The sequence below is a fragment of the Pseudoduganella namucuonensis genome (assembly GCF_900116645.1).
Classification (GTDB): domain Bacteria; phylum Pseudomonadota; class Gammaproteobacteria; order Burkholderiales; family Burkholderiaceae_D; genus Rugamonas; species Rugamonas namucuonensis.
This window is the reverse complement of record NZ_FPBO01000044.1, coordinates 16,796-40,329: the sequence shown is the minus strand read 5'-3', so window position 1 is coordinate 40,329 and position 23,534 is coordinate 16,796. Positions and strand designations below refer to the sequence as shown.

The 23,534-nt window shown below is 67.9% G+C and carries 24 protein-coding genes; 2 read left to right on the top strand and 22 right to left on the bottom strand.

The features are described from left to right. Window positions 1-8 precede the first annotated feature (8 nt). The 18 genes from BM436_RS31005 to BM436_RS30920 all read right to left on the bottom strand — a co-directional run bounded on the left by BM436_RS31005 (window position 9) and on the right by BM436_RS30920 (window position 19,992). On the bottom strand, window positions 9-1,184 hold the full coding sequence (locus tag BM436_RS31005) for a Gfo/Idh/MocA family protein (RefSeq protein ID WP_229490895.1): 1,176 nt from the start codon (window positions 1,182-1,184) through the stop codon (window positions 9-11). Beyond that, complete coding sequence (locus BM436_RS31000) at window positions 1,181-2,269, bottom strand: sugar phosphate isomerase/epimerase family protein (RefSeq protein WP_371859694.1); 1,089 nt, start codon at window positions 2,267-2,269, stop codon at window positions 1,181-1,183. The genes BM436_RS31005 and BM436_RS31000 overlap by 4 nt, the downstream gene beginning before the upstream one ends. Window positions 2,270-2,398: 129 nt before the next feature. Beyond that, window positions 2,399-4,600, bottom strand: coding sequence for a TonB-dependent receptor (locus BM436_RS30995; RefSeq protein WP_143133386.1), 2,202 nt, complete (start codon window positions 4,598-4,600; stop codon window positions 2,399-2,401). 210 nt (window positions 4,601-4,810) lie between these two features. Further along, window positions 4,811-5,791, bottom strand: coding sequence for a sugar phosphate isomerase/epimerase family protein (locus tag BM436_RS30990; protein ID WP_143133385.1), 981 nt, complete (start codon window positions 5,789-5,791; stop codon window positions 4,811-4,813). A 54-nt stretch (window positions 5,792-5,845) separates the two neighbouring features. Continuing rightward, window positions 5,846-6,259, bottom strand: coding sequence for a tautomerase family protein (locus BM436_RS30985; RefSeq protein WP_093560080.1), 414 nt, complete (start codon window positions 6,257-6,259; stop codon window positions 5,846-5,848). 128 nt (window positions 6,260-6,387) lie between these two features. Beyond that, window positions 6,388-6,756, bottom strand: a complete 369-nt coding sequence (locus BM436_RS30980; protein WP_093560078.1) for a GFA family protein — start codon at window positions 6,754-6,756, stop codon at window positions 6,388-6,390. Between the two features lie 68 nt (window positions 6,757-6,824). After that, a complete protein-coding gene (locus BM436_RS30975; protein ID WP_093560076.1) occupies window positions 6,825-7,166 on the bottom strand; it encodes a type II toxin-antitoxin system RelE/ParE family toxin in 342 nt (113 codons plus the stop codon). A 4-nt stretch (window positions 7,167-7,170) separates the two neighbouring features. Further along, window positions 7,171-7,461 (bottom strand): type II toxin-antitoxin system Phd/YefM family antitoxin, encoded by a 291-nt coding sequence (locus BM436_RS30970; RefSeq protein ID WP_093560074.1) that lies wholly within the window; start codon window positions 7,459-7,461, stop codon window positions 7,171-7,173. Between the two features lie 98 nt (window positions 7,462-7,559). Continuing rightward, window positions 7,560-7,739 carry a hypothetical protein gene (locus BM436_RS30965; protein WP_093560072.1) on the bottom strand — a complete coding sequence of 60 codons (180 nt, stop codon included), beginning with the start codon at window positions 7,737-7,739 and terminating at the stop codon, window positions 7,560-7,562. 121 nt (window positions 7,740-7,860) lie between these two features. After that, window positions 7,861-8,043, bottom strand: a complete 183-nt coding sequence (locus BM436_RS30960) for a hypothetical protein (RefSeq protein WP_093560134.1) — start codon at window positions 8,041-8,043, stop codon at window positions 7,861-7,863. A 196-nt stretch (window positions 8,044-8,239) separates the two neighbouring features. Next, complete coding sequence (locus BM436_RS30955; protein ID WP_093560069.1) at window positions 8,240-9,826, bottom strand: methyl-accepting chemotaxis protein; 1,587 nt, start codon at window positions 9,824-9,826, stop codon at window positions 8,240-8,242. Then, complete coding sequence (locus tag BM436_RS30950) at window positions 9,823-10,761, bottom strand: WD40/YVTN/BNR-like repeat-containing protein (RefSeq protein ID WP_093560132.1); 939 nt, start codon at window positions 10,759-10,761, stop codon at window positions 9,823-9,825. Before BM436_RS30950 ends, BM436_RS30955 begins: the two co-directional genes overlap by 4 nt. Before the next feature lie 11 nt (window positions 10,762-10,772). After that, entirely contained in the window at window positions 10,773-13,136 is a 2,364-nt protein-coding gene (locus BM436_RS30945; RefSeq protein ID WP_177307664.1) for an efflux RND transporter permease subunit, read from the bottom strand. An 11-nt stretch (window positions 13,137-13,147) separates the two neighbouring features. Further along, window positions 13,148-14,860: a DUF1302 domain-containing protein gene (locus BM436_RS30940; RefSeq protein ID WP_093560065.1), complete on the bottom strand. Its 1,713-nt coding sequence runs from the start codon at window positions 14,858-14,860 to the stop codon at window positions 13,148-13,150. Window positions 14,861-14,885: 25 nt separating this feature from the next. Beyond that, entirely contained in the window at window positions 14,886-16,259 is a 1,374-nt protein-coding gene (locus tag BM436_RS30935; RefSeq protein WP_093560063.1) for a DUF1329 domain-containing protein, read from the bottom strand. A gap of 47 nt (window positions 16,260-16,306) precedes the next feature. Next, window positions 16,307-17,776 (bottom strand): aldehyde dehydrogenase family protein, encoded by a 1,470-nt coding sequence (locus tag BM436_RS30930; protein ID WP_093560130.1) that lies wholly within the window; start codon window positions 17,774-17,776, stop codon window positions 16,307-16,309. 378 nt (window positions 17,777-18,154) lie between these two features. Beyond that, window positions 18,155-18,547 (bottom strand): c-type cytochrome, encoded by a 393-nt coding sequence (locus tag BM436_RS30925; protein ID WP_177307662.1) that lies wholly within the window; start codon window positions 18,545-18,547, stop codon window positions 18,155-18,157. Beyond that, window positions 18,544-19,992: a flavin monoamine oxidase family protein gene (locus tag BM436_RS30920; protein WP_177307660.1), complete on the bottom strand. Its 1,449-nt coding sequence runs from the start codon at window positions 19,990-19,992 to the stop codon at window positions 18,544-18,546. Before BM436_RS30920 ends, BM436_RS30925 begins: the two co-directional genes overlap by 4 nt. 205 nt (window positions 19,993-20,197) lie before the next feature. Between BM436_RS30920 and BM436_RS30915 the strand changes: the two genes are divergently transcribed. Both BM436_RS30915 and BM436_RS30910 read left to right on the top strand, forming a co-directional pair. Further along, window positions 20,198-20,659, top strand: a complete 462-nt coding sequence (locus tag BM436_RS30915; RefSeq protein ID WP_093560058.1) for a YybH family protein — start codon at window positions 20,198-20,200, stop codon at window positions 20,657-20,659. A gap of 73 nt (window positions 20,660-20,732) precedes the next feature. Further along, a complete protein-coding gene (locus tag BM436_RS30910) occupies window positions 20,733-21,404 on the top strand; it encodes a TetR/AcrR family transcriptional regulator (protein ID WP_093560056.1) in 672 nt (223 codons plus the stop codon). Between the two features lie 10 nt (window positions 21,405-21,414). Here BM436_RS30910 and BM436_RS30905 read toward each other — a convergent pair whose 3' ends face one another. From BM436_RS30905 to mauD, 4 genes are read right to left on the bottom strand one after another with little or no spacing between them, the layout of a single operon-like run. Beyond that, window positions 21,415-21,894: a hypothetical protein gene (locus BM436_RS30905; protein WP_093560054.1), complete on the bottom strand. Its 480-nt coding sequence runs from the start codon at window positions 21,892-21,894 to the stop codon at window positions 21,415-21,417. After that, window positions 21,891-22,346, bottom strand: coding sequence for a c-type cytochrome (locus BM436_RS30900; protein ID WP_177307658.1), 456 nt, complete (start codon window positions 22,344-22,346; stop codon window positions 21,891-21,893). The genes BM436_RS30905 and BM436_RS30900 overlap by 4 nt, the downstream gene beginning before the upstream one ends. 1 nt (window position 22,347) lies before the next feature. After that, window positions 22,348-22,890 (bottom strand): methylamine dehydrogenase light chain, encoded by a 543-nt coding sequence (locus BM436_RS30895; RefSeq protein ID WP_093560050.1) that lies wholly within the window; start codon window positions 22,888-22,890, stop codon window positions 22,348-22,350. 11 nt (window positions 22,891-22,901) lie between these two features. Further along, the gene (gene mauD / locus BM436_RS30890; protein ID WP_093560048.1) at window positions 22,902-23,528 is read right to left on the bottom strand and encodes a methylamine dehydrogenase accessory protein MauD; all 627 of its coding nucleotides are present in this window, start codon (window positions 23,526-23,528) and stop codon (window positions 22,902-22,904) included. Window positions 23,529-23,534 lie beyond the last annotated feature (6 nt).

Sequence of the window (23,534 nt, the reverse complement as noted above, 5' to 3'; positions counted from 1 at the left end):
TTGTTGTTTTACCGCGGCAGCGCGACCCAGCCCGCGTTGGCCCGCTGGCTGGCCAGCGCCGCGGAGATCAGCTGCAGGCCGCGTATCCCCGCGTCCAGGCCGGGCACCCTGCGCGCCCCGGCCAAGCCGGCTTGCCCCGCCTGGTGCGCGCGCACGTCGTGGGCGAAGTCGCGGTACAACTGGGCGAAGGCCTCGATGAAGCCTTCCGGATGGCCGGGCGGCAGCCGGCTGGCCGCGCCGGCGGCGGCGGGCAGGCCGCGCATGCCGCGCGTGAGGCGGCGCGCCGGCTCGCCCTGCACGCTCAGCCACAATTCATTGGGCGTCTCCTGCTGCCAGCGCAGCGAGGCGCGCGCGCCGTACACGCGCAGGCGCAGGCCGTTCTCCTCGCCGCTGGCCACCTGGCTGGCCCACAGCATGCCGCGCGCGCCGTTGGCGTAGCGCAGCTGCATCTGCACGTGGTCGTCCAGGCGGCGTCCGGCCACCAGGCTGCTCAAGTCGGCGCTGATCTCGCTGGGGGTCATGCCGGTGACATACTCCGCCAGGTGCGCCGCGTGCGAGCCGATGTCGCCCAGGCAGCCGGCCGGCCCGGCCAGCGCCGGGTCGGTGCGCCAGGCCGCCTGCCGGTCGCCGCTGTCCTCGATGGGCCGGGCCAGCCAGTCCTGCGCGTATTCCACCTGGACGATGCGGATCTCGCCCAGTTCCCCGGCCTCCACCAGCTCGCGCGCCGCGCGCACCAGGGGGTAGCCGCTGTAGTTGTGGGTCAGCCCGAACAGGCAGTCGTGGCGCTCGGCCAGTTCCCGCAGCCGCAGGCCATCCTTCAGGGTGGTGGTCAGCGGCTTGTCGCACATCACGTGGATGCCCGCCTCCAGGAAGGCGCTGGCCACCGCGTGGTGCAAGTGGTTGGGCACCACGATGCTGACCACGTCGATGCCGTCCGGCCGCGCCGCCTCGCGCGACGCCATGTCGCGGAAGTCCGTGTACAGGCGTTGCGGGTCCAGCCGCAGCGCGCGCCCGCTTTCCAGCGCGCGTTCGGCGTCGGACGACAGCGCGGCCGCCACCAGTTCGTACTCGTCGTCGAGACGGGCGGCGTAGCGGTGGATGGCGCCGATAAAGCCGCCCTGCCCGCCGCCCACCATGCCCAGCCGCAGGCGGCGCCCGGCCAGCGCTTCGCGCGGCGCGCTCATGGCCGCTCCCCGCCGGCCGGGGCCAGGCCCAGCATGCGCCGGTTGGCTTCCTCGCTGGCGCCGCTGGCGGCGAAATCGTCGAAGGCGCGGTCGGCCTTGCGTATCATGCGCTCGCGGATGAAGGGCGCGCCCTCCGCCGCGCCCTGCTCCGGATGCTTGATGCAGCACTCCCATTCCAGCACCGCCCAGCCGTCGTAGCCGTACTGCGCCAGCTTGCCGAAGATGGCGCGGAAATCGATCTGGCCGTCGCCCAGCGAACGGAAACGGCCGGCGCGCCGCAGCCAGGGCTGGAATCCGCCATACACGCCCTGCCGGCCGGACGGCCGGAATTCCGCGTCCTTGACGTGGAAGGCCTTGATGCGCTCGTGGTAGATGTCGATGAAGGCCAGGTAGTCCATCTGCTGCAGCAGCATGTGGCTGGGGTCGTACAGGATGGCGGCGCGCGGATGCTGCGCCACCGCCTCCAGGAACATCTCGAAGCTGGCGCCGTCGCACAGGTCCTCGCCCGGATGCAGCTCGTAGCAGACGTGGGCGCCCGCCTCGTCGAAAGCGTCCAGTATCGGCAGCCAGCGCCGGCCCAGTTCCGCGAAGGCCGCTTCCACCATGCCGGCCGGCCGCTGCGGCCACGGATACAGGTAGGGCCAGGCCAGCGCGCCGGAAAAGGTGGCGTGGGCGCGCAAACCCAGCCGCCGCGTCGCCCGCGCCGCCAGCATCAGCTGGCCGGCCGCCCACTCGGCGCGGGCGGCCGGCTTGCCGCGCACCTCGGGCGGCGCGAAGCCGTCCATCGGCGTGTCGTAGGCGGGATGGACCGCCACCAGCTGGCCCTGCAGGTGGGTGGACAGCTCCGTGATTTCCAGCCCGGATTCGGCCAGCGTGCCGCGCACCTCCTCGCAATAGGCGTCGCTGGCGGCCGCCGTCTCCAGGTCGAACAGGCGCCGGTCCCAGGTGGGAATCTGCACGCCCCGGTAGCCGAGCGCGCCGGCCCACCGGGCGATGCCGCGCAAGCTGTTGAAGGGAGCCCGCTCGCCGGCGAACTGCGCCAGGAATATGCCCGGGCCGCGTACCGCCGTCTCCGTTTTGATCATCCAAATCCTCCTAGTCGGCAGGCCGGGGGCGCGACGCGCCCCCGGATATCCGCCATGCTACCCCATTACGCGATAGAAATGTAATGGATTACATCATTCATTCAAGCGCGCCTCCGCGCGAGCCCGGCGTCACCAGCTATGGGTCAGCTTCACGCCGAAGGTGCGCGGCGCCGAGTAGGCGTAGTTGTAGCTGCCGAAGTTGGCGTTGGCCACGGTCATCACCTTGGCGTTCTCGATGTTGCGCACATAGGCCTGCAGCGTCCATTTGCCGCTGTCCTCGGCGTAGGTCAGCATGGCGTCGCTGCGGTGGTAGCTCTTTTGCGTCTGGCGCGCGTAGTTGTCCACGCCGAGGTAGGACTTGCTCTCGTAGTGGGTCTGGATGCGCGGCGTCAGCGTGCCGCCGGGGACCTCGAAGCCATGCTCGTAGCCGGCGCCGATCTGCCAGCGCGGCGCCTGGGCCGGTTCATTGCCGGCCAGGTTGCGGGTGCAGACGCCCTGCGTGTTCTTGTTGGTGCAAAAATCCTTGAACTCGCCCTTCAGGTAGGCGATGGAGCCGTCGAACCTGTCGTTGGCGGTGGGGCGCGCCTGGAACTCGAGCTCGCCCCCGGCGATGCGCGACTTGCCCGCGTTGACCGTGTAGGAGGTGCCGCCGTTGTTGACCGCCACCTGCTGGTCCTTGTAGTCGTAGGTGAAGGCGCTCAGGTTGAGCTGCAGGCGGCGCTGGAAGAACTGGTTCTTGGAGCCGACCTCGATGGCGCTGATGGTCTCCGGGTTGTACGACACCTGGCTGACCGTGGCGCCGGCGCCCAGGCCGGTGATGACGGAGGTGAAGCCGCCCGCCTTGTAGCCGGTGCTGTATTTCGCGTACAGCAGGTTGGTGGGGGTGAGCTGCCAGTTCAGGCCCAGGTGGTGGGTGTTCTTGCGGCTGGAGATGTTGCCGGGCTGGGGCGCGACGCCGTTGCCCAGGTTCTGGTAGCCCGAGCGCGTCTTCTCGTCCTGCGAGCCGCGCAGGCCGATGTCCACCGTGAGCCCGTCGACCACCTCGTACGAGGCCTGGCCGAACAGCGCCTTGGAGACGGCCAGCACGTCGTAGTCGAAGACGAAGATGGTGCCCGGGGAATTGGCGACGGCGTAGGTCTGGTAGTAGCTCAGGAGATCCATCTTCTCCTTGAAGTAGTAGCCGCCGAACTGCCATTTGAGCCGGCCCTCGCCCTGCGACACCATGCGCAGCTCGTGCGAGGTGTCGACCGGGCGCTCGTTCGCGCTGAAATAGTTGGCGTTGCCGCTCAGGCCATCGAGGTCGCGCAGGTGCAGGTAATGCATGTCGCGGTAGCCGCCCGAGTAAATCAGGCTGGCGAAGTCCAGGTCGTAGCTGGCGTTCAACTGCAGGCTCTTGATGGTGGTGTCGATGTACTGGTTGGGCGTGCCGTGCGGCTGGCCCTTGGCGTCGACCACCGGCATGACGTTGTTGTTGACGGCGCCGACGATGGGCACCCCCTCCACGCTGGGGCCGACGCCGCCGATGTGGGTGTGCTGGCCGGTCAGCAGCACCTTCAGGCGGCTGGTCGGCGTGTACTGCAGGTGCACGCGGGCCGAGGTGGTGTCGTCGTCGTCGCCCGGAACGGCCGGCGCCTCGTTGGTGCGGTAGCCCTTGTGGCGCGAGCTCTGGAACGCGGCGCGCGCCGCCCACTCCTCGCCCAGCGGCAGGTTGATCATGCCCTCGGAGGTGACCAGGCCGTAGTTGCCGATGCCCAGGCCGACCTTGCCCTCCAGCTCCTTGCCCGGCTTGGCGGTGATGAAGTTGATCGCGCCGCCGGTGGCGCTGCGCCCGTACAGCGTGCCCTGCGGCCCGCGTAGCACCTCGACGCGCTCCAGGTCGAACACGGAACCGGACAGGCCGGTCGGACGCTGGATGTAGAAGCCGTCGGTGCTGATGGAGACGGCCGGATCGCCGATCTCGGTGGTGTCGCGGCTGGACACGCCGCGCATGGTGACCACCACCTTGGCCGCGTCCTGTCCCAGGCTCACGCCCGGCGCCAGCTTGGTCAGGTCCTGCAGCGTCGCCACGCCGTTCTTCTCCAGCGTCTTGGCGTCGAACACGGTGATGGCGGCCGCCGTCTTCTGGGCGGTCGAGGCGCGCTTTTGCGCCGTCACGATCACTTCCTGGATCTGGCCCTTGTCGGCCGCCGCCGGCGCCGGCGCCGCCGTTGGGGCCGCCGCCGGCGCCTCCGCCGCGCCCTCGCTCTGCGCCCGCGCCGGCGCGGCGCAAGCCATGAACGCCGCCACCGCCGCCGCCACCGCTGTTTTCTGGAATTTGCTGTGCTCTAACATGATGATCCCCCCGATTGGGCTGTGCCCTGGATATATATGTGGATGCTGCCCGATGCCCCGCCGCCGTGCCGGCCGGCGGGTCAAGTAATGAAATGTAATCCATTACAATTCGAATCTTAAAAAAAGCCGGTTACGGCCGCCATTGCTACAAGATAGTGCAAAACAGATGCTGCGTTGACAAACTTTGGAAAAGCGTTGTTTTTCGGAAAATCAAGCCAGGGCGTCCTTCACATAGGCCAGGCATTTCGCCAGTTCCCTCACCGCGTCCTCGGTGCCGGCATACTCGTACTCGATGGTGCACGGGATGCGGTAGCCTTGCGTCTTGTTCAACTGGAGCACCGCCTTGATCGGCGTGTCGCCCCGTCCGAAGGGCTGGTTGCGGCCGTCGTTCTTTTGCCGGTCCTTGACGTGCAGGTTGCTGATGCGCTTGTGGTGCTTGCGGATGAAGGGCAGCGGATCGAAGCCGGACGCGCAGTAGTGTCCCAGGTCCAGATTGACCCAGTACAGCGGCGACATCGCCAGCGCCTGCTCGAAGCTCTCCGGCGTGGCGAACTGGTTGGGATCGCTCAGGTTGGAGTGGTTGTGCATGGCCACGACGATGTTGTGCCGCTCCGCGAACGGCACCGTGCGTTTGGCCATCGTCAGCGTGGTCGACGCCGTGATGATCCTGGTGCCGAGCAGCTTGGCGATGGCGAAGCCGCGCTCCACTTCCGCGTCGGTGCAGTCGTCCTTCAGCAGGAAATTGAAGGCCAGGATCTCGATGCCGGCCCGCGCGAAACGCCGACCGACGTCGGCGAAATAGGCGTCCGGGGTGGACAGGCGCCACTGCCTGACCGCCTCGCGCGCCGCGATCAGCTCCGGCGCCTTCCTCTGCCCGACCGGCATGGCGCCGTACAGCGAGGCCTGGCTGGCCTTGCCCGGCCCGGCCGAGGCCCAGGGCGCGTGCACCGACAGCTCCGGCGGCTGTATGGTCGGCTCGAACAATTCGCATTGCTTGACGCCCAGCGCGGTCATGGCGGCGATCATCTTGTCGACCATGTCGCCGGGCGTGTTGAGCAGCTCGCGCAGGCTGTAGGTCTGGACGCCCAGCGGCACCTCGCCAGCCCCGGCTTCCGCCGCGCGCGCCGGCAGCGCCGCCGCCAGGGCCGCGCCGGCCAGCATGCGCATCATGTCCCGTCGTGAAAAGTACATGTATTCCTCCTTGTTGTAATGGTCTTATGCGCGAAGATTCATGTGGCGGCGGCGCTAGCCGCGCATGGCGTCGCGGCCTACGCCGCGCCCCAGCGCGGCCGCCGTCCGCCCGCCCAGGCCGAAGTCGGTGTTGGGCACGTCCTTGATGATGACGCGCACCGCCGCCGGGTCGGCGTCGATGGCGCCCGCCGCCGCCTCGGTCAGCGCGGCGATCAGCCGCACCTTTTGTTGCGGGCTGCGGCCCGCGATCAGGAAGGCTTGCATCACCGCCTGCGTGGGCGCCGGCCGCTCCGCCACGCTCTGGCCGCCGATGCCGAAATGGGCGGCCGGCACCTCCGTCAGGATCACCCGCACCGAATCGGCCGGCGCGTCGATGGCGGCGACGACGGCCGCGGTCAGCGCCGAGATCAAGTCCCGTTTGCCGCCGTCGCTGCCGCCCTCGACGACGAAGGTTTCTATGGTGGGCATCTGTGTTCTCCTTTGCTCTGTCGCGGTGTTAATACGCTGACACCATGGTAGTTCCAGGCTTCCCCGAGAGCAAATTGATGCGAATCATTTGTTGCATGAATCCGGTGGATTTTGGTGCGCCGGCGGGCTCAGTCCCTCGCGGGCAGCCAGCGGGGCTTGGTGTCCGTGTGCAGTTCGCGCGTCACGGGGCGGTCGTATTCGGGCTCCAGCGTCCCCAGGGACACCGCGATGCGGTCGGGCGACCGGGTGCTGCGCCAGGTCAGCGTGGAGCCGCAAACGCGGCAGAAGCCGCGCCGGCCATGGTCGGACGAGGCGTATTCCGTCACCAGATCCGCGCCGCGCTCGAACACGAAGCCGGCGCTGCCGACGTTCGCGTAGGAACCCGCCGCCGCGCCATGCTGCTTCTGGCACATGGTGCAGTAACAATGACTGGCGTGGTGGACGGGGCCCTCGGCCCGGTAGGCCACGCCGCCGCACAAACAGCTGCCGTGTAACATGTTGATACTCCATTCTGGATTTAACGCTATGTTGGCGCCCGTGCCGCGCGGTGGTCTGCCCACCGGCTTCAGCGGCTCGGGTTGACTGGTCGCAGTATTCGCTTGGTCAGATGCGCGAGGAAGTCGCGCGCGGTGGGCAGAAACATCCGGATGTGGATCACATCCTCAGCTTCATCATAGGTGTAAATGACTCGGATTTGTTCGCAGATCCGTTGCCTTACTTCCAACCCTACTTCCTGTGCTTCCTGAACGATGCCGCCACTTTGGGGGAACTTCCTGATCTCGGCAAACAGGGTCTTAAAGTTCTGCTTGAAGTTCTCGTACGCCTGTTTTGTGTGCGTATCGCGGAAGCCGTTCCTGATCTCGAAGAAGTCCTCCTGAGCGCTTTCAAGAACCAACAACTTTGTCATCAGCTCAATCGTCCTTGTCCAGGCTACCGAGGAAATCCTCCTCGCTCACCACCTTGCCTTCGGCGATTTCCTTCGCACTCATCGCCATCAACTTCATGAAGGCCATCTGTTCGTTCACGCGACGTAGTTCTTGAAGCTGCGACTGGTAAGCCTTGATGGAAATGACGACCATCTTGGCTTCGCCGTTCTGGGTAATGATGATCGGCTCTTCCTGGCCATTATCAAAATTTTTGACTATCTCGGTCGTATTGGCCTTGAGGAAAGAGATAGGCTTGATTTGTTCCGTAATGTCCATGATTGTTCCTCGCGCGTGCCGGATTCAGTAGCCTGAATATACACCAAATTTAGTCCACAACTTAGCCAAGGCGACGAAGCCGGACGGCCGGCGCCGGGTCAGGAGCGGCTCTCCTTCGGCGCCGCGTTGCCGGCCGGCGCCGGCTCGGCACGCTTCCAGCCGACTTCGCGGCGCAGCGCCTCGGCGTCGGGCAAGGGCATGGACATCATCCATCGGGTGCGCAGCCAGTCGCGGACTTGCTGCTTGGTGGGCGTGGTGGGGATGGCATCGTCGTGCATGGTGCACCTCGCTGGTGGTCGGACTCTTTCAACCGAGGCTATCACCGGCCTTGCGCCGAGAATGTCGATGCCACGACAATCGCGCGGGTTTCCGAAGCCTTTCGCACGGCCCCTTGCGCATTCACGCGGCCAAGGGGCCGCAGCGCAGGGCGACGCGCTCGTCCCTCACCCGCTCCGCCTCCGCCAGGCACCAGCCCAGTTCGCGCCGGATCTGCTCGCAGTCCGGCGGCGCCTGGCTTTCCGTGCGGCGCCGCCGCAGCCATTGCCTGACCTGCTCCTTGCTTGGCTTGACGACGACGTCCATGCTCCACCTCCCACACCACCTGAAATTGTACAAAAATGCCTCAAAAGCCATCACCACGACCAGGATGGACAGCAACCATTCTCAATGAGATCGACGTTTTCATAATATATGACGCTCGACCATTAATGCATTTAACAAACTATAAATACAATATAGGACAAGGCGCACCAACATGCAATATGAAAGGTGAAACAAATCACGCCAGGCGCGGGCGCGCGGCGGGCTCCGGCTGGGCCTGGGGCTGGAACACGGCCACGGCCTGGGACAAGGTGCCGGCCTGCCCGGCCAGCACCGCCGCCGCCGCGCTGACCTGCTCCACCAGCGCCGCGTTCTGCTGGGTGGCGCCGTCGATCTCCTCGACCGCGCGGTTGAGCCGCGCGATGTCGGCGGTCTGGCGTTCGGACGCGCCGGCGATGTGCTCGACGATGCCGGCCACGCGCGTCACCTCCGCCAGCATGCGCTCCATGGTGGCGCCGGCCTCCCTTGCCAGCGCCGCGCCGGCCGCCACCTCGGCGCTGGAGCGCCGTATCAGCAGGCCGATGTCGCGCGCCGCGGAGGCGGAGCGCTGCGCCAGCGTGCGCACCTCGCTCGCCACCACCGCGAAGCCGCGCCCGTTCTCGCCCGCCCTCGCCGCCTCCACCGCCGCGTTCAGCGCGAGGATGTTGGTCTGGAAGGCGATGCCCTCGATCACGCTGACGATCTCGCCCACCTTGCCCGCGCTGGCCTCGATCCGTTCCATCGTGCCGATCACGCGATCGACCGCGCCGCCGCCCTCGCGCGCCACCAGGCCGGCCCGCTCCGTCATGCGCAGCGCCTCGCCCGCGCTGCCGGCGTTCTCGCGCGCGGAGCCGGCGATGGCCTGCACGTTGGCCGCCGTCGCGTCCAGCGACGCGGCCTGGCGCTCGGTGCGGATCGACAAGTCCCGCGTGCCGCTGGCGATTTCACGGGTGGCGTTGCGGATCTCCGTGGAGCCGGACTCGACCACAGAGACGGCGCGCGACAGGTCGCGCTGCATGGTGCCGAAGGCCGCGATCAGCCGGCCGATCTCGTTGCGCCCCGCCGGCGGCAGTTGCGCGCGCAGGTCGCCGGCGGCGATCCTCTCGCAGTTGCGCACCGCCGCCTCCAGCGGCAGCAGCAGCGTGCGCACCACATTGCGGTGCGAGCACACCGCCAACGCGATGCCGCCGGCGATGGCCGCGCCGGCCACCAGCATCTGCCAGTCCATGAAGCGCACGCTGTCCTGGTAGCGCGCCTGCGCCAACTCCTTGTGCGCGGCCACCAGCTCCCGCGTGGCCGAGACATAGGCGTTCCACAGCGGATCGATATTGGCCTCCACCTCCGCCACCGTGGCCGCGTCGCCCTCGTAGCCGGCGCGCGCGTGGCGGGTGGTCTCGGCCAGCGACGGCAGGAAGGCCGCCTCGAACCTGCCCGCCAGTTCGGCCATGCGGGCGCTGGCGGGTATCTTCCGGTAGGTGTCCCAGCCGCTCCTGGCCGAGCCCAGGTAGCCCTGCGTGGCCGCCAGCAGCGCCGCCTTCTGGCCGGCCTGGGCGTCCATCATGATGCGCGAGGTGACCACCGCCTCCAGCATGTCGCCGCGGATCTCGGCCAGCATCTCGATGGCGCGCGCGTCGCTGGAGTAGATCAGGTCCATGCTGCGCAGCGCCTGCTTGCCCGCGTACATGCCCATCGCGCCCAGCAGCATGATGGCCGCCGTGAACACGCACGAGAACAGCAAGAGGCGCGCGCGGATCGACACGTCCCGCCACCATCCCCGGGTGCTCATTTGAGCAGCCCTCGGCGCGAGTAGCGCAGCTGCGCCCCATCCGCGCTGGTGGCGAAGGCGGTCAGCGGATCGGCGCCGGCGGCCGCGGTTTGCCAGCTCCGTCCCTCGTCGCCGCTCTTGAGCAGGCGGCCGTCCAGCGAACTGGCCCACACCGCGCCGCCCTCCGCCTTCAGGTGCGTGATGGAACCCGTCGCGCCGGCGTCGATGGCGGTCCAGCTGGCGCCGTCGTCCGCGCTGCGCAGCAGGCGGCCGCCCAGCCCCGCCACCAGCAGCGCGTTGCCGGCCGCCGTGCCGCTCCACAGCGAGGCCTTGCTGCCCGTGTGCAAATACTGCCAGCTGGCGCCGTCGTCCCTGCTGCGCAGCACCGTGCCGCGCTCGGCGGCGATGTAGACCTGCCCCGCCGCCGACGGGAAGATCTTCAACAGGTTCAGGTCCGCGCGCTTGCCGCCGTCCTGCGGGGGCAGTCGCAGCTGGCGCCAGGTCTTGCCGCCGTCCTCGGTGGATAGCAGCAGCGACCACAGGCCCGCCGCCCAGCCGTGCAGCGCGTCGCGGAAGTACACGGTCAGCAGCGGCTGGTCCACGGTGGCGTCCTCGCGTTGCAGGGTCCAGGTCTCGCCGCCGTCGGCGGTGTGGACGATCACGCCGCCGTGGCCCACCGCCCAGCCGTTGCGCTCGTCGGCGAAGCTCACCGCCGTCAGCGTCATGTCGGCCGGCACGCCGCGCGCCTGGCGCTGGGTCTTGCCGCCGTCGTCGGACAGCAGCACATAGCCATGCTCGCCCACGGCCACGATGCGCGCGCCGGCGCGGGTGGCGTCCAGCATCATGGCGCTGGCCGCGTGGGGGTCGTCGCGGGCCGGCTGGGCGGCCTGCGCGTTCAGGCTGGCCGCCAGCAGCGCCAGCGCGGCGAGGTTCAGCGTCTTCTTGATGGTCTTCATTTCCATTCCTTTCAATGCTGCAGCGCGGCGCTCAGTTTCACCGGGCCGCGGCGCGGGAACAGGCGCTCCAGCAGCACGGCGAAGGCCGGCAGCGCGGTCATGGCCATCACCAGGTTCACGATGAACATGAAGGCCAGCAGCTTGCCCATGTCGGCCTGGAACTTCAGCGCCGAGAACGACCAGGTGGCCACGCCGATGGCCAGCGTGATGGCGGTGAAGATGGTGGCGATGCCGATCTCCTGGATGGACTTTTCCAGCGCCGTCTCTATCCCCTCGCCCATCGCCAGGTGCATCTGCAGGCGGCTGTAGATGTAGAAGGCGTAGTCGACGCCTATGCCCACCGCCAGCACCATCACCGGCAACGTCGCCACGGTGAGGCCGATCTGCAGCTGCTTCATGAAGGCGTAGCCGATGAAGGTGGCCACCGTCAGCGGCAGGCAGCAGGCCACCACCGCGCGCAGGTCGCGGTACACGGCCAGCACCAGCAGCACGATGGCGCCGTACACGTACAGCATCATCGGCAATTCGGAGTGCTCCACCTCGTCGTTGACGGCGGCCAGCACGCCCGCGTTGCCGGCGGCCAGGCGCACCTTCATGCCCTGCAGCGGATGGCCGTCGCGGTAGGCGCGCGCGGCGGCGATCACGCGGTTGATGGTTTCGGCCTTGTGGTCGGTCAGGTACAGATTGGTGGCCAGCATGCCGCAATCCTTGCTGACGAAGCCGCGCACGCGCCCCACCTCCACGCCCAGGGCCGCGTAGTTGGCGGCGTCGAGCGGCACGCTGTACATGCGCGGGTTGCCCTCGTTGTAGCCCTCGTTGTAGATCTTGACCTGGCCGGCGAAGGAACTCACCGACATCACGCCCGGCACGTTGCGCATGGCCGTGTCGAAGCCGTCATGGTAGCGGCCGAAGGCCACCCGCTCGCAGGAGGACGGCGGAACCTCCAACACGACCGTCAGCCAGTCCAGCCCCGTCGCGTAGTTGTCGGCGATGGATTTCGCGTCCAGGTTGTAGCGCGAATCGGCGCGCAGCTCGGGCGCGCCCGGCTGCAGGGTGCCCACCAGCCTGTCGCTGCTGTACCAGGCCGACCAGGCGAACAGCGCCAGCGTGGCGGCGGCGATGCCGGCCGCCGTTTTCGGACGCGCCGCGCGCGACAGCGGCCGCAGCCAGCGCGCGCGCCGCTGCTGCGAGAGCATCGCGTCCCGCGCGTAGCCCTGCCCCACCTTCAGCAGCGAGGCGGCCAGCGGCAGCATCACCAGGTTGGTGACGATCTTGTAGGCCACGCCGATGGAGGCCGTGATGGCCAGTTCCTTCACCATCGGAATCGGGATCATGACCAGCGTGGCGAAGGACACGAAGGCCGTCAGCAGCGCCAGCACGCCCGGCACCAGCAGGCCCCGGAAGCTGGCCTTGGAGGCCCGCTCGCAGCTCATGCCGGCGGCGATGCCGCGCACGATGTAGTTGATCTGCTGGACCCCGTGCGACACGCCGATGGCGAACACCAGGAAGGGCACCAGCACCGCCAGCGGGTCCAGCCCGTAGCCCAGCAGGCGCAGGGTGCCGAACTGCCACACCAGCGACACCAGCGAGCACGCCACCGGCAGCAGCGTGAACGGCAGCGAGCGGCAGTACCAGTACACCGCCAGCGCCGTCAGCAGCAAGGCGACCAGGCAGAAATACACCACGCCCGCCGCGCCGTCGGCAACGTCGCCGATCTGCTTGGCGAAGCCGATGATCTGCACCTCGAAGTCGGCGTTCTCGAACTTGGCGCGGATATCCTTTTCCAGCCGCGCGTTGTAGGCCACGTAGTCCACCTTGCGGCCCTGCGCGTCGAACTCCGCGATCTCGGCGATCACCATCGCGCTGTCCTGGCCCTTGGACACCAGCGTGCCCACGAAGCCGCCGTTCACCGCGCTCTGGCGCACCTGCTCCAGCGTGGCGGCGTCCAGCCGCTCCGGCGTGACGGTGCCCGGAATCACCGGATCGGCGCGAAAGCCCTCCTCGGTGATCTCGTTGATGTAGGTGTTGGGCGTCCACAGCGACTGCACGCCCAGCCGGTTGATATTCGGCAGGAACATCACGGCCTGGGTCAGCTCGTTCAGGCGCGTCAATCCCTCCCTGGTCCAGATGCCGCCCTTCCTGGCCTTCAGCACCACGTTCAGGCGGTTCGCGCCCAGCACGTCGTCGCGGTACTGGTTGAAGGTCTGGATGTACTCGTGGCTGGTGGGCATCTGCTTCTCGAAGCCGGCGTCCATGCGCAGCTGCAGCGCGAAGAAGGCCATGGCCGCCGTCAGCGCCATGAGCGCGCCCAGGATGGGCACGCGCAGGCGGAACGCCGCTTCCTCGAAGCGGCCGATGCTGAAAAATCGCTTCATGCCGCCGTCCATCAGAAGTTACGCGACAAGGTGGCGCCGAAGAAGCCGCGGTCGCGCAGCGGCTGGTCGAACACCGTGGAGCCGCCCCAGAAGCGCGCGTAGTTCACGCTCACCTGCCAGCTGGCCGGGTTCTTGATGAAGCCGACGATGAAATTGGCCGACTTCGCGCCCTGCATGAAGGTGGCCGTCATGTTCGGCGTGCGCCCCTTCACGGCGTGGAAGAAGTACACCTCCGGCACCACCTGCCAGCCCGGGATCAGCGTGCCGTCGTAGACCCAGCTGAAATCGAAGTTGTAGCCGTAGGAGCCGCGCGTGCCGACCGCGCCGGGCACGCCCGGGCCGGTGGCGTCGGCCGCCGCCGTGCTCTCGTAACCCCAGCCCCAGCCGCCCGCCGCCACCGGCACGCCCTGGTACCGGCCTTGCAGGTCCGGATAGCGTATCGCCACCGCCTCGGCCAGCAGGGTGCCGGTGCTGGCGCCCAGCAGGTTCAGGATGGCGCCATGGTCGCCCGGGGTCAGGCTCAACAAGCCGGTCACGTGCAGCTGGAACTTCTTCTGCTCCACGTGGCAGGCGCCGTTGGCCAGGCAGGCGCGCACGCCGAACACCGGCGTCAGCGAGTTCTCCGCCAGGCCTGGCGCGGAGCCGTTCAGCGCGATCGGGTCGCGCGGACGGTAGCTCAGCTCCGTGCCGATGGCCCAGTTCCCGAGCGGGAAGTTGGCGCTCACGCCCAACAGCTTGCGGTCCTCCAGGTAGCGGTAGGCGTAGCCGCTGGCCGAGGCCAGCGAGGTTTCCACCACCGGCGACTTGTCGTGGTAGTTGATGGCGTAGAAGCCCAGGTTGAGCGAGGTGCCTTCCGGCTGGTAGCGCAGCGCGGCGCCGTACTGGCCGCCGTTGCGCGGCTCGCCGGCGTTCGGCACGTCCGCCACGTCGGCGCCCTTGCCCACCGTGGCGATGGACCAGTAGCTGCCCACCGGCGGGAAGTAGTTGCCGTTCCAGCCCTGCTGCGCGTAGGCCTCGATACTCAGGCCGTTGCCCAGGCCCGTGGAGACGTTGACCATGGGCGCGGGCAGCACCGCCTCCTTCAGCTGGGTGCCCGGCTGGGCCAGGCGCATCAGGTCCACCGCGTTGGTCTGGTTCATGCCGCCGGGCAGGAACAGGCTTTCGCCCCAGTTCACCACCTGGTTGCCGGCGCGCACGCGCACGCGCTCCTCGCCCACGGTGAAGGATTTGCTGACCCAGAAGTCCAGCAGGCGCACTTTCTGGCGCAGGTCGTCGCGCGCGCCCGGCGGGAACGGCGCGGGGCCGCCCGAGCCGCTCTGGATGCCGGTGGTGTCGGTGGCGGCGAAGTCGCGCAGCCAGCTCACCCTGCCCAGGAACTTCACATCCCCGGGGAAGTTCAGCAACAGTTCGTGCGTGCCCTTCAAGTAGGTGGTGAAGCGGTCGTGCCGCGCGTAATTCAGGTTGCCCTGGTCGTTATAGGAGCTGAACACGTCGGCGCAGCCGGCGGGCGCGCCCGGGCCGCCGGGCTGGGCGGGCGTGGCGCTGCCGGCGAAGCTGCCGATCACGCTGCCGCAGGCCGGGCCGCCGGCCCGCATGCCGACGCCGGCGGAGACGGTCGAATCGAAATTGCCGCTCACCGTTTCGCCCTTGATCTCGATCCCCTGCGCGGCGGACGCGCACAGCAATGCCGCCGCCAGCGCGGCCGCCTTCATTTTAGTTGTCATGGTTTTTCCCCGAATGCGGTGCGGATTAACGTTCGCTGATGGCGCGCAGGCTGTCGGCGCTGAAGAAGCCGGGCTTGAAGCGCGGGCTGGCTTTCGGATCGGTGGCCCAGCTCATGTCCTTGCCGGCGCCGGCCGAGTGCATGTCGAACACGTAGCGGCCCTCGGCCAGGTTGTACTGCGCGAACGCGGAAACGTCGCAGCTGCCGGTTTCATACACGGGGATCAGATAGCCCTCGCGGTGCTTCCACAGCTTGCCCTGGGCGTCGTAGTCGTCGGCCAGCATCAGGTTCCAGCTGTCCTCGTCCAGGTAGAAGGTGCGCTGCGGCGCCGAGTGGCGCGTGCCGGCCTTCACGCTGGCCTGCACCACCCACACGCGGTGCAGCTCGTAGCGGCGGGCGTTGGCGGCGATGCCGTCTTCCTTGGCCACGTCCTCGAACCTGGCCTGGAAGTTGTAGGCGCCGAAGGAGCCGTAGGGGACGTAGATCTCCTTCTTGCCCACCAGCTTCCAGTCGAAGCGGTCCAGCGTGCCGTTGAAGACGAAGGGCTCGTCCAGCGTGTACTGGTTCTCCATGCCGATTTGCGGCGAGTCGTAGGCGTAGGCAGGCATGCGGCGCACGCGGCGCTGGCCGGGGAAATAGTAGAAGGTTTCAGTGGATGGCTGGTTCAGGAAGAAGGTCACCGCCAGCGCCTGCCCCGCCAGCGCGGTCGGCGTGGAATAGGCGAAGTAGGTGTTGTACTCCACGCCGGACAAGGAGCTCAGCTTGGCACTGCCCTTGGCGCCCCAGGGGAAGTAGCTGGTCTGTTCGGAACCGGCCATGATCCATTCACTACTGCCCTTGCGCGGCGAAACGGCGGTGGTCACGTGCTTGTAGTCGATGCCGACGCCGTGGTAGCGCATCTTGGCGTTGTACATGGCCTCGGTGCCGTTCTGCGGGAAGGGGAAGGGCACGCCCGGCACGATGGCCTCGACCAGGCTCCAGCCGTCGGCCCCTATCTTCGCCGTGCCCACGTTCTTCTTCGTGTTCTCGGCCACGAAATCGGGCGCGCCGCAATAGCGGTGGCTGGGGTAGACCTCCATCTTGTAGCCCTTGACCTGCTTGAGCAGTGCGAGCTGGCCGGGGGTGAGCTTGTCGGCGTGCTTGTCGGCGTTGGCGGCGTCGATCACCTCGACCGGCTTCTCATCCTTGTACTTGAAGTAGTCCTTGCGGTATTTGCCATGGCTCCAGCCGGGCAGTTGCACCTGCTCGCCGTTCCAGGCCGGGATGCCCTTGGCCGGATTGCCCGCCTTTTCGGCGCCCAACGGCGTCAACGTCGTGCCAAGATCCGACACCGACGCCGCTCCCGCCGCCCCCATCAGCCCAACGCACGCCAGGCCCGCCCACTTTGATCGTTTCAACATGTGACACTCCCTTGAGATCGGGCGCTGGACGCGCCCTGTTTTTGAAATTACAGAACCACCGTGATGACTTTCTCTTCCGTGCAGGCCTCGATGCCGCTGTAGCCCAGTTCGCGCCCCAGGCCGCTGGTCTTCACGCCGCCCCACGGCAGGCGCGCGTCGATCGGCGCCCAGCCGTTGATGCCGACCGCGCCGGCCTTGACGGCCCCCGCCACCCGGTGCGCGCGCGCCAGGTCGCGCGTCCAGACGGTCGCGCCCAGGCCGTAGCGGCTGTCGTTGGCGATGGCCAGCGCCTCCTCCTCGGTGTCGAACGCCAGCAGCGTGCCCACCGGGCCGAAGATCTCCTCGCGCGCGATGCGCATGCTGTTGTCGCCGACGAACAGCGTGGGGCGGATGAAGCAGCCCTTGGCGCTTTCCACCGCGCCGCCGGTGAGCATCGTCGCGCCCTCCTCCAGGCCGGCGCGGATGTAGCCGGCGATGCTGTTGTACTGCGAGCGCTTGGCCACCGCGCCCATGCCGTTGGCCGGGTCGGTCGGGTCGCCCACCTGGATGCCCTCGGCGGCCTGGCGCAGGCCCGCGGCCACCTGGTCGAACACGGCGCGCTGCACCAGCACGCGGGTGCCGGCCGCGCACACCTGGCCCTGGTTGAAGAACAGGCCCATGGCGCAGCCGCGCACGGCCGCCTCGATGTCGGCGTCCTCGAACACGATCTGCGGAGACTTGCCGCCCAGTTCCATCGCCACCCGCTTGAACAGCGGGCCAGCGGTGCGCATGATCTCGGCGCCCACGGCGGGGCTGCCGGTGAAGCTCACCTTGTCCACGCCGGGATGCACGGCCAGCGCCGCGCCGGCAACGGCGCCGCGGCCCGTCACCACGTTGACCACGCCCGGCGGGAAGCCCGCCTCCGCCACCAGCGCCGCCAGGTGCAGCGCGGACAGCGGGGTTTCCTCGGCCGGTTTGATGACCACCGTGCAGCCGGTGGCCAGCGCCGGCGCCAGCTTCCAGCAGGTGATCATGAACGGCGTGTTCCACGGCACGATGGCGCCGATCACGCCGACCGCCTCGCGCACCGTGTACGACAGCGTGGGACGGCCGAAGTAGCCCGGTGTCGGTATCGTGCGGCCCTCGACCTTGTCGGCCCAGCCGGCGAAGTGGCGCAGCGTGGACAGGCCGTTCGGCAGGTCCAGTATTTTCGGCTCCATGAAGGGGCGGCCGATGCACAGCGCGTCCAGCGTCGCGATCAGTTCCGCGTCGCGCTCGACCAGGTCGGCCAGCTTCAGGATCAGCGCGCCGCGTTCCGGGCCGCTCATGCGCGACCAGGCGCCGCCGTCGAACTGCGCGCGCGCCGCGCGCACGGCCGCGTCGATCTCCGCCGCGCCGCCGTTGGGCACGCGGGCGATGACCTCGTCGCGCGCGGGATTGACCACGTCGATGTGGCCGTCTCCGCCCTCTTGCCACTGGCCGTCGATGTGGTGGCGATAATGCTGGCGCAGGCCGTATTGTTCCGCGAGTGTGCTCATGCTGGTGTCTCCATTGGTGTGCATATCGTTTATATTGAATTCATTCGTGCCGCCAGTTCATGGCGCTCCGGCCAGGGCCGCTGGCATGATTGAAGCTTATACAAGGCCAGCCAGCCGCGTTATCCGGAATCGGCAGATCACAGCCAGGACGCGGCCGGGAGCCCGCCGATACTGGCACCCGCCTTCGCTCGGCGACCGCTTTCGAGGCCGGATCGGACCCGCGGCACGGGCCTTGCGGCCCAGGCCGGCACGCGTGGACGGGGCGGCCCTGTGGCGGCGCCGCGACAGCCGGACCGCTAATTGCGGATTCCGGATACGCCCACCGCCCGCCGCGAGCGTAAGATCAGGCGCGGACCACGCCTCCACGCAAACCGTGGCCTACTTCCCTTTCAGGTAGCAAACGGCGGCGGCCCGCTCGTCCGCGTTCTTGATGCCGGTGAACGGCATGGCCGTGCCGGGCATGGCCTCGGCGGGGCTCTTCAAGAACAGGTCCAGCGTCTTCTCGTCCCACGCCGCCGCCGAATTCGACAAGGCGGGCGAATACCGGAACCCCTCGGCGCCGCCGATGCGGCGTCCCAGCACCCTGGACAGATTCGGTCCCAGCATATGTCCCTGTCCCCTTTCGGCCGTGTGGCACATCGCGCATTTGGTTTCGAAGGCGCGGGCCCCGCGCTCGACGTTGCAGGCCGGCGCCGCGGCTGCGGGGGTGGTGGCAGCGGCGGTCGCGGTGGCGACGGCGAAGCCGATCAGTGCCAGTGCCGCGCGCATCATGCCTTGCCCCGCAGGTATCCGATGACCTCGTGAGCCGTTTCGGCGCCGCTTTCGATCGCGCCGTCGATGAAGCCACGCCATCCCTTGGCGCTGTCGGCGCTGGCGAAGAAGACATTGCCTTCGATGCGGCGCAGTTCGGCGAAGGAATGGCTAAGCTGGTTTGGCCGGTACCAGCACCACGTGCCTTTCGAATACGGATCGGCGCCCCATTGGTAGCCCATGGTGGCCAGCACCTCCGCGCCCGGCAGCAGGCCGCGCAGCGCCGCCTGCACCGCCTCCTCGTCGTTCTGGTCCAGCTTTCCGGGCGGGCTGAAACACACCAGCAGCGTTCCGTCGTCGCGCTGCCGCTCGGTCCACGCCATGGTGATCGGGTTCGGGAACGGCGACATGCCCATCCAGTTGCCGACCTTCTGCTTGATGTGCGCGTAGAATTTGCCGCCATTGCCGGTATGGCCGGCCCGGGAGGCCGCGCGCTTGGCGTTGGCGATGTCCGGCGAGAAGGCGATCGCGTCCAGCACGTTCATCGGCACGGCGCACACCACGGCCCGGGCCTTGAAGGATTTGCCTTCCGTCGTGGTCACCACGGCCATGCCGCCGCCACGGCCGACCGAGGACACCGGTGTGGAAAGCAGCAGGTCCGCCTTCGCGTCGCCCAGCATCGCGCTCGCCAGCGCCCCGGTGCCTTCCGCGATCTTGTACCTGGACAGCTTGTCGAACAGCCGTCCCATCTCGAAGTCGCCCAGCGACCACCACTTCAACATGTCCACGAAGCCGCCTTGTCGCGGGTCGTTGTGGCAGTTGATGGCGAGCATGCTGCCGACCATGGCGCGCGTATCGTCCTTCAACCGCAACTGGTCCAATCTATCCTGCAGGGAGAGCCGGTCGAACCTCATGAACGCGTTGCTGAACAAGGGATCCTGCGCCCGCGGGAAGATGGTGCTGCCGCCCTTTCCGTCCACATCGCAGTACCGGCCCATGGCCTCGGACAGCCGCGGGAAGGCCGCTTCGGGCTTCAGTTTCCTCAGCCGGCCATCCGACAGCAATGCCAGGTCGTCCGGCGAGGCGCCGGGGCTCTCAACGATGCCGAGGCCGTACCGGTTCACCTCGCTCCACACATAGCCCTGGCTCCAATGGATCCAGGTCCCGCCCAATTCAATTTTATGGCCGGCGTACCGCGTACTGAAAGTGCGCCCGCCGATGCGGTTGCGCGCCTCCAGCAGCAGTGTGCGCGCGCCCCGCAACGACAGGTCGCGTGCCGCCGTCAGGCCCGCGAAACCGGCGCCGATGACGATGACGTCGTACTCCGCGCCATCGGGCACCTGTGCCGAACGGGCCGCATCCAGGGCTGCCTCCCCGGCGGTCGCCTTGCGCGACGCCAGTCCGGCGCCCGCCACAGCCAGACCGCCCGCCTTCAAAAAGCGGCGGCGCTTGTTTTCCTTCTCCATGCCGATCTCCATGTGCCAGATTTATTTTAGGTCAATAGACCTAATTAGGTTGTGCGACCTATTATGAACGAATGCGAACGCCAGTCAAGCGCCATATCGCTTGGCAGGCTTTGCTGTCACATATCGGCAACGAAAATCAAAATGGCTTGCACCACGTAAAAAACCACATAAAATGTGTCGTTCGACCTATTTTATGGAGATGACGATGAAAACTGTTTTCCTTGCCGGCTGCCTGGCGGCCACGCTTTCCCTACCCGGCGCGCATACATATGCGTCCGAAGCCGTCCCCGCCGGCATCCGGCAGCAACTCAAACTGATAGAGGAGAAGTGGGCGAGCAAGGATGCCGACGCCATCCACCGCCAGGTCTTCATGGCCGACGCGGTGGTGTCCGGCGAGGGCATGCCGGCGCCCGCGCGCGGCGGCGCCACGCTGCGCCAACTGCTGGCCGGGATGGTCGCCGACGCGAAATCGGTCAAGCTGGTTGTCGACGGCGGCCGGGCCCTGGGGCCGGCCGCCACGCTGACCTGGATGACCTGGATCGTCACGCCGCGCGCGGAGGGCAGCCCCGAGATGCGCATGCAAAGCCTCACCGTGTGGAACAAGACACCGGAGGGCTGGAAGATCGCCGCCGACATGTTCGCCCAAGGCGACCTGACGAAAAAGTAGCTTCCGCCCGCCGCGGCGGCTACGGGACGCGCGAATTGTTTGTACAATTCGCGCACCCATTTGGAATCACACCATGATCGACCACGGCTCATTTATCAAACTGATCGAACGGATCTTCCCTCCGCCCGAGGACGCAGCCCCACGCACCCAGAAGGGACGCCAGACGTCCGACCGAGTGCTGGCCGAGGCCATGCGGATTTTTTCAACCGAGGGGTATGCGGCGCTGTCGATACGCGGCATCGCCGACAAGCTGGAGATGTCGCAGTCCAACGTCCAGCACTATTTCGCCTCCACCGACGCGCTGCTTTCCGCGATGACCGCCCGCATCCTGGAGCAGTACAGGAGCGCGTTCCTGCGGGTTTTCGGCACCGAGGAAAAGAGCGCGGAGTACCAGTTCGACCAGTTGCTGAAATTCCTGCTCGACGACGTGAAGAAGCCGCAGACCCAATCCGTGTTCATCCAGCTTTGGGCGCTGGCCCAGTTCCACGAACCCGCCCGCAAGATGCTGAACGAGTTGTACCGCGTGGAGCGCGAGGTGTTCTGCTACTTCATCCGCCAGTTCAATCCCGCCCTGCCCGACCGCACATGCGCCCAGCGCGCCGCCCTGATCTCGGTCCAGATCGAGGGCCTGATGCTGCTCATTCCGCAGCAAACCAAATTCGGCGGGGAACTGACGGGCCTCGAGCAGCATTGCATCGACATGATCTGGCTGCAGGTGCGCGCGCCCGCCTCGCCGGATCAATAAGGTCCCGCACTCATCGCGTATCGCCCGGCGCGGGGAAACCCGCGACGATGGCGGCGCGCGCGGCCGCCACGTCCAGCGGCGGCGCGGCGCGGAAGCGCGCCACTTCCTCGGCGGTGTAGGGCTTGAAGTCCGCCGGCAGCGTGCCGGGCGCGAATTCCCTCAACTGCCAGTTGGTGAGCGCGGCCAGTTCCGCGTCGCTGATGCTGGAATTGCGGGCGCCCGGCGCCTGCACCAGGAAGGCGCGGCCCGCCAGCGTGGCCGGGAAGTGGCCAAGCGCGCCGCGCATGCTCGGCACCCCGTGGGCCGGCGAGCCGCTGCCGTCCGGCAGGTGGCAGCCGGAACAGTGCAGGGTGTACAGGGTGCGCGCGCGCCGCGGCGAGATCTCCCGGGTGGCGTTCCCGCCCGGCTCGGCGGCCGCTCCAAGCGTGGCCCCGCACAGCGCGGCCGCCGCCAGCCAGCGTGCGAGGGAAGGCTGCGCGATCGCGTTCATTTCGCCAGCGCCTGTTTGCGCATGGCGCGCAGTTCGGACACGGACGCCGGCTTGGCGCGCAGCGCCGCCACCTCCGCCACCGTGACCGCGCCCTGCTGCCCGTTCACTTCCCGCAGCAAATAGGTGCTGACGGCGGCGATCTCCTCGTCGCTGAGACGGTTCTGGGTCGGCATCACGCCGTTGAACGTGCCCTCGTCTGTGGAGATGGGGCCGTGCATGCCGGCCAGCAGCACGCCCGGCGCGTAGGCGCGCGCCTTGGCCAGCTTGTCCCACTGGCTGCCCTTGAGCGCCGGGGCCAGTCCGGCCGCCCCCTGCGCCTGGTCCTGGTGGCACATGGCGCAGCTGGACTGGTAGACCTGCGCGCCCTGCGTCTGCTGCTGCCCCGCTTGGGCCTGCGCCGCGCCCGCGGCCAGCGCCAGCGACGCCGCCGCGATGTTGAAAACGGCCTTCATGTCACGCCTCCGCCAGTCCCACCACGGACGCCGTGGTGCAGTGGAACATGGAATTGTCATTGCTCATGCACCAGTTGATGTCGTTGTGCAGGCCCAGGTTGTAGCCTGGGCGCTCGCGCAGATTGGTGTTGCACATGCAGCGGCCGCAGGCGGTCTTGCCACAGCAGTCGTTGTAGCTCACCAGGTAGTCCTTGCCGTCCTTGGGGTTGTGGCAGGTGCCCACCCAGCTCACCTTGGAGGCGTTGGTGCCCGGCGGGCATTGCGTCAGCGAGCCGCCGCAGCACGAGCACAGGAAGCCGTCGATGGCGCAATAGCGCCAGTACTCGCAGGCGGTGGCGTCCTCGGCGGCCGCGTTGGCCTTGCCCTTGCCGGGCGCGCCATGGGTCGCGGCCTTGGCCTCGCCGCGGTCGAACGGCAACACCGGCAGGATGAAGGCGGCCCCCACCAGCGCGCGGCTGATGCGGTTGAGCGCGTGGCGGCGCGATACGCCCTGCGCCAATTGGCGGGTCTGGCGTTCCGCCAGCTTGTCGAACCAGTCAAACATATTGAAACTCCTTAGTGGCTATGGCTGTGGCCATGCGGGTGATCGTGATCGGGCGGCTGCGACAGGAATTCCTGCACCGACGCCACGCCCAGCTCCTGCGCGGTCAGCAGGCTTTCCAGCTGTTCGCGCGAGTTGATCAGCCCCTTGGCGCTGACCACGCCCCGCGCGTCGATCAGCACCGCGTACGGCAGGCGCGCCACGCGGTAGGCCATGCCCAGCTGGGCCGACAGCACATAGGGGAAGTCGGCCAATCCGTACTCGCGCTGGAAGGCCTGGTGTTCGACCTGGTCGCCATCGCTGGCCAGCACCATGCGCAGCCAGCCGCTTTCGTCCTTCCGCATGGACTTCAGCACCGGAAGCAGCTTCTTGCACACCGGGCAGGTCGGCGACAGGAAGAACAGCAGCGTGCTGGCGCCGGGCGCGCCGGGCAGCTGCAACTGCGCCTGGTCCATGGTGCGCAAGGCCATGGCGGGCGCGGGCTCGCCCACCCTGGGGCCGGAGTCCGTAACCAGCGCGCCCATGGGCGCCACCCGCTCAAACAGCACGCCCACCTGGCGCGCCAGAGCAATCACCATCGCCACCAGCGCCAGCAAGGCGCACCACAACAATCCATTCGATATCAGCAATGCGGTTTCCATTTTTCT